The 1,038-nt window shown below is 44.5% G+C and carries 2 protein-coding genes; both read right to left on the bottom strand.

Annotated elements, in window-relative coordinates:
- Positions 1-9: 9 nt before the first annotated feature.
- A complete protein-coding gene (locus tag A3738_RS28590) occupies positions 10-408 on the bottom strand; it encodes a ClpXP protease specificity-enhancing factor (protein WP_068472966.1) in 399 nt (132 codons plus the stop codon).
- 24 nt (positions 409-432) lie between these two features.
- Positions 433-1,038: glutathione S-transferase N-terminal domain-containing protein (locus A3738_RS28585; protein WP_068764022.1), on the bottom strand; the 606-nt coding region annotated here is incomplete at its 5' end.

Genomic DNA, 1,038 nt, shown 5'->3' with positions numbered 1-1,038 from the left:
TATAAAGGCTTACTTAACTATCTTCAAAGATGGCTTCTGAGGTGAAGAACCCTGCTCTTGTACCGGCTCTTCATCGAATGGTGGCGGCTCAGGTGCACCTGGCTCCGCACCAAAAACCATGCCTTGGCCATTCTCTTTTGCATAGATTGCCATGACAGCAACTACTGGGATATATACCTGCATCGGAACACCACCAAAACGAGCTTGAAACTCAATTGCGGCATCTTCGATAAGTAAATTTGTTACAGCGCTAGGACTGATGTTGAGGATGATCTGACCATTAGTTACATAATCTTCAGGCACATGAACGCCCTGAATACCGGCATCCACTACCAAATACGGTGTTAGGCCGTTATCAATAATCCATTGATTTAATGCACGAACCAGGTATGGCCTACTTGGGGTCACACCATCCTCCTTGTATGCTAGTGACTAGTGACGCATTTCTGCTTCAACTTCAGACAAACTCTCTTGGAATGACTCACGAGAGAACATCTGATCCATATAACGTAATATCGGCTTAGCTGCTGGCTCTGACAACTCAATGCCTAGCACAGGCAAACGCCACAACAAGGCCGCAATGCAGCAATCTACAATCGTAAACTCTTCACTCATAAAGAAAGGCTTATCAGCAAAAATTGGTGCTGTTGCCAAAAGACTTTCTTTGAACTCTTTACGCTTTTCATTTGCAGATGAAGATTCTGGATCCGCTAGGATAGAGTCAACAAGAGAGCACCAGTCTTTTGAAATTCGGTACATCATTAGACGACTCTGCGCGCGTGCTACTGGGTAGACAGGCAACAATGGAGGATGAGGGAAACGCTCATCTAAATACTCCATCATGATATCAGCTTCATACAATACAAGATCACGATCTACCAATGTAGGCAATTCATTGTATGGGTTATGATCAGCTAACTCTGCAGGCTTTTCATCTGGATCGACATCAATAATATCTACTGCCACACCTTTTTCGGCGAGAACGATACGGACTCGGTGGCTATAGTGGCTTGCACCATCAGAAAAAAACGTCATCGA

The organism is Oleiphilus sp. HI0066 (assembly GCF_001635725.1).
The sequence above is the reverse complement of the archived record's forward strand: the minus strand, read 5'-3'. Positions and strand labels throughout refer to the sequence as shown.